Below are 10,370 nucleotides of genomic sequence, written 5' to 3'. Positions count from 1 at the left end.
TGGTTTTATTTAACTAACAACAAATCCACGATATAATACTGTATGCAATAATTCAATTATTGTAGTGATACCGTTCACTATCATTTTACGATAAACGTTACGTGAGGTGTTATCCTATATGGCTGGCGCTCATAACTGTTGCGTTAAGATAATAGATTTTAAATAGGGGCCGAAAAGAGCCCTAGGAGATATATGACTACCAAAAAGACTGAGTTTGAGTATACGAAGCTGGCTGAATTTTTTTACCAACGCCTTGAAAATAGGGCGATACCACTCACGGCAAAAAATATTTCTAATGAATTGCTAGCCTGTGCACCAGATTACCGACCAGGGTATTGGCGGAGACTGCGATGTGCTCTGGCATATCACCAGAATATGCTGGGCTATGTTGATGCTGCCGAGCGTATTCGGAGGGCGAAAAACCCTGTGACTGCACATGGTAGTAATTTATCAAAAAAATCCAGACAGCCCCGCGCGAGGGCGATCAATCAGGCAGATGAGGATGCTCTGAAATCATATTTTAACCAGCGTGGTGACATTAGTATGGTTTCTGCCATCCTCATTTTTAAAAACGCAGGTATTAGACCCGCAGAGCTTTCAGGTCTGAGAGTGGATGGAAATCGGCTTATTGTGACGGGCGCTAAAAAAAGCCATAGCGGACAACGGGGGGCAGACCGCACTTTACTGTTGGATGGCATCGATTCTGGCCTGCTCAGATATTGTGTCATGCAGGCGCAACGAGTAGACATTGGTGTGATGCAGGACAGGCTGCGGGCTGCTGGTAAAAAACTATGGCCTAGGCGTAGGGCTCTACCCACATTTTATAGCTGGCGTCACCAGCTCGGCTCTGAGCTCAAAGGTTCCGGAATGGACCGCCAACGTATTGCATATTTGATGGGCCATCAGGCCACTGGCTCTGTTGACCGTTATGGCAATAGGAAATTGGCTAGAGGTGGGCGACTGCCTAGCTGCCCTGCTGATGCCGATTTAAGCGGAATTCGTATGACTCACAGTCAGCTATCAGCGGATAATACACATTATATCAAGCCTGAGTCTCCAGTAATAAATCAGGTCAATAATAATTCTGTGGGGAATAGAGGATTGGCCGCATTCATACGCAGAGGGAAAAATGAATCCAGTGGGAATGATTTATCATAGTCAAAAAACTCAGGGCTAATTATCTAAATGCAATCATTTTAAAATGGGAGGAAGTTGACAATACACAACATGGTAATGCCGACTGCCACACACGTAAGTACGAGGCGTGATACCACGTAAGAACGCGTTTTAAAACCATACTTACGCGCACAAAAGTGCGTAAGTATGGGGATGTGGTGAGAGTAGCGAACCCGTAACCCCCGTAGTGAGCTTGCGAACGCAGTGGGGTGGAGAATCCCTTTTTATGGATGGCATGGAGCGGGAAATGTGGAATGACTTAGGAACCTGATATATGTGTCCAGGTGGAGTCTGACGAAGGAGGAACAACCTTGATACATATATTGGTGACGGGGCATCCATATTTATTGCGCAATGCCATTTATAAAAACTGTTAAGATGATTATTTATTTTTACACAAAACGCAGTCATGACATCGCTTGATGCTGATCAATCGAGGGCGTTTAGATAACAACCAATATCTAACCAGCAGAATTTATGACAACCGAAAAGGCACAATATTTTTTAACTAAATAGAGGAAATAGAGAAAATAGATGAAAATTCTGAACGAAATTTTGGCTCTCATTGTAGAGCACCCGCGCACCGGATCTAGCAGGGTGCTGGCTGCTGCGTTGGCATCGGCATGTAACACTCACTACGCAGTGTCATTGCTCGATGTGTCTGCGAGGCTTGATGAAAATAGCATGCGGCTGGTTGCGCGTCTTGCTCGGATCACTCAGGAACCCGATTATTCGAACGACGCACAGGATCAGGCGCTCCAACGCCTGCGGGCGCTCGGGCTCATTTGCTGATCGAGGACAGACGGGCTAATACCGCCATTATTGGTTGCACAATACCATTCATAAAAACCGCTAGATTTAATTGAGTGTGTGGTTAATATGTTTGCTGCTCACGAAATTAAAAAGTAGAAAATGACAAGGGCTTCTATATAACAACAATCAGGCGATAAAGCCGAGGACTATAAAAATGAATAATAATGAAAATACTACAGCGGGGCATGATATTCCGTCAAATGATGGTCAGAACGACGGCATTGCCACACAACAGGTTCAACAAGCTGTCAGGTCGGTGATGCAGGGTGAACTGCTGACTCTGCCGGACATGGGTCCTACTGGCCGCCCTATCAAAACCAGTGCAAATCTGTGCGCCCTCATTCGATTTCAGGCATGGTTGCCGCGCTACAACCTGATGACGGGTGAGCCGGAACTGGCGGGTGCTGATGGTGAGCGCCTGGGGGGCTCTGAGGCGGGCCAGCGATCTGCGCTGGTTGATGCCTGCCAGCTGGCAGGTGTGCCGGATGCCGTGATTGAGGAGCACCTGATCGCAATTTGTGAGCGCCACAGTTATCACCCTGTGCGTCAGTGGCTCGAACGTGGGGCACCGTGGGATGGGAAACCGCGCATCGATTCGGTGATTGCTACCCTCAATACCGCTAATCCCGCCTATGCGGGTGCCGTGTTGCATGCATGGCTGGTTGGGTGTGTTGCTGCGCTGTATCACCCACGCTGGCATTCAAAACTGGTGCCGGTGCTGGCGGGCGGGCAGTCCCTCCGTAAATCCGCATGGATTAGCCGTCTGGCTGCCGTGGTGCCAGGTTCAACCCTGGATTGCTCCATCAATCCAGACAGACCTGATGATGTTCGTCGCGCTGTGTCAGCGTGGATTGTGGAACTGGCTGAGTTGGAAAGTACGACGAAGCATGAGGCTGGCTCGCTCAAAGCTTTTCTGACAAGGGAGAGTGACTGTTTCCGCCTGCCCTATGCCCGTAGCATGACCACTAAAAAGCGCCAGACCGCATTTATCGCCACGGTTAACGGCTCGGATTTTCTCAGAGACACGACAGGTAACGCTCGATTTGCGGTTATCGAGCTAGCCGCTGCGGCTGATGTTGATCGCCTGAATGCGATCCTAGGCTGGAGCTGGAATGCAGGCCGACTATCCTTGGATGATCCTGAGCAACTGCGCCAGTTCTGGCTGGAAGTTATGGCCCATTATGAGTCTGGTTCGACGTGGTTTCTGGATGATGCGACTGCTGCACTGGCCGCCTCTGTAAACGATGCCCACACCGATAAGGGGGCGTACTATGAGGTTATTTACCATCGCCACTTATCGTGCCCGCTGCCCTCAACTGAGTGGTTCACTGCAAGCGAGCTTTGTGCCCGCCATGGAGAGAAGCTGAGCATGGCGAGCAACTGGGGTAAGGCGCTCAGGCTGCTCGCGAGCGAGGGCAAGATCCAGAGCCGTAGGGAGCGTTCTAATCGGACTGAGTACCAGCTTCCAGTCGATAGCCCCAAAGAGAAGAGCAAAGCCGACAAGGCGTGATTCTAAAGCCCTGCCGATAAGGCGGGGCTTTTTTTGCCTGTCTGTTGGGCAGGTGATTAAGTGGTTAAGTACGGGTTAAGTGCAATGTCGCTTGCTTAACCAGCCTCAAATCCGCGCCATTACTGGCCTACAGTGGGTTTTGGTTAATTGATTAAGTGATTTATATATAAAGTCACTGAGTAAGCCTTGATAAGGGCCCCTCCAGCACGCACAGCACTTTATAGCAACTTCACCTAACCGCTTAACCACCATTACATCAAACGCAGTCATGGCAAGGGTTTGAGGGTGATTAGGAGGAGATTGACTCACTTAACCAGTACCTAACCACAACAGCAATTACACCGGATTAGATTACCGATCACCATCACAACTCGGCAGGCGAATTAGGACCTAGAGGCTGTAAAACGCGAACTGGGGAGACTCTGATTTTCTTATTGCCGTTGAATGCTCAACGGCAGATTAGCCATATCAACCCCTCAGTGCCCTTGATGGTGATTATCAGCCAGCACGATCCATGGCAAGCAGCAGAATCGACTCATTGACAATATTAGCTTTAGTCGTGATATGGCTCATATTCATGGTGGTAACACCATGGTAATATTGAAAAAATCATGAAAAGGCGCCCAAATGACTACGACGATATTGATACCCTCAAAGAGCCGTCTTTCGGGTGCGGTAGCCATCTCGTTACGGAGCTGAGCTATACAAGCCGGACGGAGTCGGCCTACCCTATTAGTCCCTTGCTGGACCGCATGGGGGTAGATCTGCTTGGTGCGCACGTCAGCATGGCCCTGGGGCTTCTTTACGGCACGAAGATCGCCCCCTCGTGCCAACAGCAAGACCCTGACCTCTGCTTGCGTCAACACAGTTGTGAGTCTTGGTCTTTGCAGCAACAGAACGCTCACAGGCAAGAAACTAATGGGTCGTGAAGCGTTAATTCATAACAAGTCCCTTAAATTTGTACAGATCTAGTTATCACCTGACACCGGCCTCAAACCGGTGTCTTGTTTACGCTACTTTAGTGCGCACTTCCTTCGGTATCAATTTCAGACCCTTTTTGAACATGCTGTAGGGAGTCTGTCCTTCCATCATCCTGCCTTGATGTGGCCGCGCGCCATCGCTCAGGTTGTACCAATGCTGCATGCAGTGAATGCGTAGCATGGTTTCCAGCGGATAGGGCCGACGACCATTACCGGCTTTGGGATAAAACGGCTCGATAACAGGGGCATATCCTGCCATGGCAGGATATGCTCCATGCGGGAGAGGAAAATCTCTTTTCGGGTCTGACGGCGCTTACTGCTTAATTCACTGTCGGCGAAGGTGAGCTGATGACTCATGATGAACCCTTTTTCATGGCTCCAGATGACAAACATGATCTCATATCAGGGACTTGTTCGCACCTTCCCTCTAAGGGGAAATGGTCTGATTCACTGCTGGATAGGTAGGAACATTGCTGCGGTTAGGATGAGAGAAATGGAAATAATATTATGGATTATTGCGTTCTTTTTTATAATTGGATTGTTTTCATCAGGAAATAATGGTGAAAATGATAAAATAAAGTCATCTAAATCAAGAGCTAACCAGAAACCAAACCTTGATAATAATAAGTCTAATAGGATTGGTATAAGCTCTGTTTTAGGGACGGCGCGAGATGGTTTGGATACATTCAATGCAGTCGTTGAGAAAATGCATGACTATGTGCATCTTGAAAATGAAGTTCAAAGATCATTATCTTCGCTGAAGGACGCAATTTCTTTTGAACGTACGATTATCATCACATCACTGGAATCAGCTGAGAGAGAATTATTAATTGAAAGTAAGTTCGCTAATGACCCACAAGGCAAAAAGAGATTTGACGAATTTTTTGACGATTTAGCTACTTTGATAGAAGTTGATAGCACTCCTAAACAGCCTTATAAACCCCACCAATGCATTGATTTGATCTATAAAGGTGCTCCTCATCCAAACCCAGAAATTGAGGCTGCCATAAAGAGTAGTTTCGAGCATATGATTGAGGAACACATCGAACTTCTAAATAAAATCACTCATAATTTTAAACAAAAGCCTCGCCTGCGTGTTTTGTTTGATGAGAAGTTGAAAAAATGGATGCCAGATGTTTTGAAGCGAATTCAATGTTTTGAAGGTGGTGGAGAGTGGCGCTATGTTAGAAGCTTTAGAGAGATTAAGGGAATAGGCACATCAAGATTTAATTTTGGCGATTTATTGAGCCAAATATCCTCACATACAAACTCAATACAAATTGAAATTAGTGACAATCATACGACATCAAAGCCGATAAAATATCCACCACCTGCATACGTTGATGAAAATAAATTATTATGGCAAAAAACAGTGAAATTCTTGACAAGAAAAAACAATGAAAATCATAATGAGATAAAACAAGATATTAAAAATATTGTTATGGAACGAGAAATTCCATTTTTGTTACATTTTACACAAGTTACTAATTTATCTTCAATCCTTAAGCATGGTCTCTATTCTATAGATAAGACCAAAGAATGTGGCATTACGCCTAATATAAATGACTACCTTCGCTTGGATAATAGGCTTAACGGGATCTCAGTTTCAATTGCATATCCAAATGCTAAAATGTTGTATAAATACAGAATAGAAAACCCAAATGTTGATTGGGCTATAATCGCAATCGATCCATCTATTTTATGGATGAAAGATTGCGCATTTTGTAAAAAAAATGCGGCTACGAAATATATTCGTGATCTACCTACTAGTCAGTTAAAAACATCACAAGCTTTAAAAAGTATGTTTGATGACATTAATGACTTCAATAGTTCATCAAGAAAAAAGCAATATCTGTACCCTTGCGACCCAACAGATGTGCAGGCTGAAGTTCTAATTTTTGATATTATTGAACCTGAATATATTAATGCTATCATTTTTGAAAATGATAAACAGAATAATAGTTTTAGTTTATCTTTTTTTACAGAAGAATATGCAACGTTTGTTTCTGGTAATGGAATCGTGGATTTCTTTTCACCTCGGACAGATGTTCGTAAGAATAAAATATCTTTTTAAAAATTTACATATGAAGGTAAGTAATGGCGACTAGACCTGTTTTTATCCCCTCACTTGCGGGTGACTCAATGGTGTTAACCAAGTATATTGAATTTCAGTGGTTTCCAGGCATGAGCGTATCACAGAAGCAAAAAAGTATAGACTCATTGCACGATGCTGTGAAAAAAACGCTAGGCATTGAATCTGTTCTAGAAGTATCGAGTAAATCCAGAGAAAGGCTCGGTGTTGAATTAAGTGCTTTTAATCTTAGCTTCACTACTGTGAGACAGCAAAAGAATATAAGTGTTGAGTGTGCATTTCAAGGCAGTAAGGTCTTTGAAAAAGGTGGACCATTTACAGACCTATTTCATATAACTTCCCTTGAAGCAAAACGAGATAAAAGACTGGAATCATCAGGAAGGTTAACCGGTTTTCTATTTTATGATGTATTTTGGGAACTTGAACCACAAACAGCATTCTATGATTGGCTCTACATTAATGCGTTAAAGAAGAGTGACGATGCAACCATAAAAAAAACTTTAACATATTCAGCATTTACTGATATTGAATTCAACCCTAAGAAATCTATTAATTGTCAAGCTTATACAGTAGCCCTATTTATTTCATTGCATAGTCGTGGGTTATTGCAAGAGGCTACCTCATCCAAAGAAACATTCTTAAAAATCATGAAAGAGTCGATAATAAATAATGCTAGGCAGGATGAAACTATACAGCCAAGACTTTTTTAAGATCATGTCTTGGGCCGCAAAGTGTAAGTATTTACTGAGGTACAGCAATGACTAATAAATAAATTAGGTAATCCCCCGGCTTTGCCGGGGGACTCACAAGGTTTGACCGTGTGATACGGTGACCTAGGGAAGGTGCGAACAAGTTCCTGATATGAGATCATGTTCGTCATCTGGAGCCATGGAGCAGGGTTCATCATGAGTCATCAACTTACCTTCGCCGACAGTGAATTCAGCAGTAAGCGCCGTCAGACCCGAAAAGAGATTTTCCTCTCCCGCATGGAGCAGATCCTGCCATGGCAGGATATGACCGCCGTCATCGAGCCGTTTTATCCCAAAGCCGGTAATGGCCGTCGGCCCTATCCGCTGGAAACCATGCTGCGCATTCACTCCCTTTAGATGGCTGCCGATACGCCACTTTCACCGTACGGGCCCGCTTGCTGACACCGCTGTAATCGGGGGCGCACAGCGGCACATTCATCAACTCAAACAGGGAGTCGAGTAGCCCTTGGGTGGCTCGCAGGGAGAGGCTGAAAATCCCCTTGAGCATCAAGAAGGTAGAGATGGTCTGGTCGGTGTAGAGCTGGCTACGACCCCGTCGCCCGTGATGGTCGTGGTGGAACCAGTTGTCCATGGCATCTGCATCAACCCAGAAGGTGAGGGAGCCACGGTGGATCAGAGACTTGTTGTATTGAGACCAGTTGGTGATGGGGTGAAGCGACTTGCCCATGATGCAGACTTGAAGGGAATGGTGATGATCAGATCGCCGCGCCCTCAGTTAGTTCCATTCAAGCCGCATCGATTTGGGAAACAACGCCCCTGTAAATAAAAATCAAATAGCAAAGCTCAACACCCGAATGAAATGAGACAGTCTCAAAGAGTCGCAATCTAATTGACAGTGTCACATGATTGTGACACGATCTTGCTTGTTTTTAACCATAACTGGTTGATTCACATGGTGTTAGTGAGCAGAATCGAGGGTTCGAATCCCTCCCTCACCGCCAAATTGCAAAAAACCGACCTCATGGTCGGTTTTTTGCTTTGGGGAAGCGTCATCAGCTCATCTCGAAGAGGGGGGTGAGAACCCTCGCCGGGTTCGAGCAGAGCAGCTTGCCGGGATGAACGGCCGCAGGCCGCCCCGAAGGGGTGAGCCACGCAGTGGCGAATCATCCCTCCCTTACCGCCAAATAAAACAAAAGGCCCCGTCGAAAGACGGGGCCTTTTGTTTATCAAGGGCTGGTTTGACACTTCTCTGTGGCCGGTCTCAGACCGCTTGCTCAGGCCAGCTTCAACATCGGCATCTGTTCGCGTTTGTCACAGTGCGTCAGATGGACCCGGCTGGTCAGGCGGGTCAGCAGCTCGTAGGGGATGGTGCCTATCTTTTCGGCCACCTGTTCCACCGGCAACCCTTCCCCCCACAGCGTCACCTCGTCTCCCACCTTGTCGCTGGCCGCCGGCCCCAGATCGACGGTGATCATGTCCATGGAAACCCGACCCACGATGGGCACCCGGCGGCCATTGATCAGCATGGGGGTACCTTCGGGCGCCATGCGGGGGTAACCATCGCCATATCCCGCGGCCACCACGCCGAGGGTAGTATTTCGATCCGCCACCCAGTGTCCTCCATAGCCGACCGCCTCGCCCTGCTGGCAGGCGCGGGTGGCGATGAGCTGGCTCTTGAGATTCATGACCGGGCGCAGGTCATGGTCGGCGGCAAGCTGACCGGTAAACGGGGAGGCGCCGTAGAGCATGAGGCCGGGTCGGATCCAGTCGCTGCGCGATGCCGGCCAGGCGAGGATGCCGGCGGAGTTGGCCATGGCCCGCTCGCCCGGCAGATGAGCAGAGAGGCGGTTGAATTCCTCGATCTGCAGCCGGGTGGCCTGGGTATCCTGCTCATCGGACTGGCTGAAGTGCGTCATCAGATGGAACGGCTGCACCACGTTGCGACAATGGCTCAGCCGCTCGATGAAGGCGGGCAGCTCCAGGGGGCGCAGTCCGAGCCGGTTCATTCCGGTATCGAGCTTGAGCCACACCTTGATGGGGGCGGGCAGACTGGCCTGCTCGAGCAGTGCCAGCTGCTCCCAGGTATGCAAGGTGGTTTGCAGTTCGTGTTTCGCCAGCAGCGGCAGCGCCTCGGCACTGAAGAAGCCTCCCAGCACCAGAATGGGCTTGGTGATGGCGTTGGCACGCAGCACCAGCGCCTCCTCGACCCTGGCCACCGCATAGGCATCGGCCTGGGCGAGGGCGTGGGCCACCTGCAGCAGCCCATGGCCATAGGCATTGGCCTTGAGTACCGCGATGATCTTGCTGTGGGGGGCATGGCGGCGCACCACGGTGAAATTGTGCTGGAGTGCATCGATATCGATGCTGGCCGTAACTGTGTTCATCATGGGTCGGGTGTCTGCTCGATGAGTAGTTGGCTGATGGTTTCAATCCCGATCCGGTGATCCTGGCTGCCGGGACGAGCAAACGGGGGTCACTGAATCATGTTTTTTATATGCTTTAAAATGTAAAAAGATGTTATCAGTTGTTTTTTTGTTGGTAAATTATGTGGCGAATAGGAATGCGTAAATGCGCAAAATACGGAATATTCCTCGGTATAAATTTCCCTGCCAACGCTTTCTCTGGCTCCCTATCGGGCAATATTTATCACTGGTTTTTCCCCTTAAAACGGGAGGGGGATCGAGCCGTTTTCGCACATTGTTGGCGGTTTTTCGCACCGGCTGCGTGCAGGTGGGGTTGCCGACCCCTGGCCAAGGTGCGGGGAGGGGCAGGTGCATGGCAGAGGAGAAAAGCAGGCTACCAGCTCCATGGGGGGTGAAGGTGGAACTGCCGGATTAAAGAGGGCATCTCGTCGAACCGGCGAGTGGTGTACGCCACCAAGAAAGCTTGTGGCCGGCTTGGTGGCGCACGCGGCCGGAGAGACAGGTCATCCGTGGCCAGGGATGGTGAAGCATGGATGTGGGCCGGTTAATTAATCAAGCGGCGAAGATCAGCCTTGAACAGCAGGGCGGGTTATACCAATCAGATTAAAGATGTGATCTAATTGCTCTATTCTGGTTTCACTGTACTCAGTATGTCCGATCCAATCG

The 10,370-nt window shown here is 48.1% G+C and carries 6 protein-coding genes, 1 other RNA gene and 3 pseudogenes; 7 read left to right on the top strand and 3 right to left on the bottom strand.

The window, feature by feature from the left end; genetic code table 11:
- The first annotated feature begins 192 nt into the window (after positions 1-192).
- The 3 genes from OKC41_RS20805 to OKC41_RS20795 all read left to right on the top strand — a co-directional run bounded on the left by OKC41_RS20805 (position 193) and on the right by OKC41_RS20795 (position 3,499).
- Entirely contained in the window at positions 193-1,158 is a 966-nt protein-coding gene (locus OKC41_RS20805) for a site-specific integrase (RefSeq protein WP_264818428.1), read from the top strand.
- A gap of 552 nt (positions 1,159-1,710) precedes the next feature.
- Positions 1,711-1,968: a hypothetical protein gene (locus OKC41_RS20800; protein ID WP_017783779.1), complete on the top strand. Its 258-nt coding sequence runs from the start codon at positions 1,711-1,713 to the stop codon at positions 1,966-1,968.
- A 175-nt stretch (positions 1,969-2,143) separates the two neighbouring features.
- On the top strand, positions 2,144-3,499 hold the full coding sequence (locus OKC41_RS20795; RefSeq protein WP_252657012.1) for a virulence-associated E family protein: 1,356 nt from the start codon (positions 2,144-2,146) through the stop codon (positions 3,497-3,499).
- A 1,110-nt stretch (positions 3,500-4,609) separates the two neighbouring features.
- On the opposite strand, the pseudogene OKC41_RS20790 reads toward OKC41_RS20795, so the two are convergent.
- Positions 4,610-4,836 (bottom strand): annotated as a pseudogene (locus OKC41_RS20790) (transposase); the annotation flags it as partial.
- A gap of 127 nt (positions 4,837-4,963) precedes the next feature.
- Here OKC41_RS20790 and OKC41_RS21095 point away from each other — a divergent pair.
- From OKC41_RS21095 to OKC41_RS20775, 3 genes and pseudogenes are all read left to right on the top strand, one after another.
- Positions 4,964-6,553 carry a DarT ssDNA thymidine ADP-ribosyltransferase family protein gene (locus tag OKC41_RS21095; protein ID WP_333562966.1) on the top strand — a complete coding sequence of 530 codons (1,590 nt, stop codon included), beginning with the start codon at positions 4,964-4,966 and terminating at the stop codon, positions 6,551-6,553.
- Between the two features lie 23 nt (positions 6,554-6,576).
- The gene (locus OKC41_RS20780) at positions 6,577-7,281 is read left to right on the top strand and encodes a hypothetical protein (RefSeq protein WP_134996587.1); all 705 of its coding nucleotides are present in this window, start codon (positions 6,577-6,579) and stop codon (positions 7,279-7,281) included.
- Between the two features lie 195 nt (positions 7,282-7,476).
- A pseudogene (locus OKC41_RS20775) lies at positions 7,477-7,668 on the top strand (IS5/IS1182 family transposase); the annotation flags it as partial.
- 1 nt (position 7,669) lies between these two features.
- Here the strand turns inward: OKC41_RS20775 and OKC41_RS20770 are convergent.
- Positions 7,670-8,008: pseudogene (locus tag OKC41_RS20770) on the bottom strand (transposase); the annotation flags it as partial.
- Positions 8,009-8,334: 326 nt separating this feature from the next.
- Between OKC41_RS20770 and OKC41_RS20765 the strand changes: the two are divergent.
- Positions 8,335-8,464, top strand: a non-coding RNA gene (locus tag OKC41_RS20765) — RtT sRNA.
- A 91-nt stretch (positions 8,465-8,555) separates the two neighbouring features.
- Here OKC41_RS20765 and alr read toward each other — a convergent pair.
- Entirely contained in the window at positions 8,556-9,668 is a 1,113-nt protein-coding gene (gene alr / locus OKC41_RS20760) for an alanine racemase (protein WP_176722703.1), read from the bottom strand.
- Between the last annotated feature and the right edge of the window lie 702 nt (positions 9,669-10,370).

Source organism: Aeromonas sp. QDB17 (assembly GCF_027705305.1).
Classification (GTDB): domain Bacteria; phylum Pseudomonadota; class Gammaproteobacteria; order Enterobacterales; family Aeromonadaceae; genus Aeromonas; species Aeromonas caviae.
Note: the sequence above shows the minus strand (reverse complement) of the source record. Positions and strands in the feature narration are given on the sequence as shown.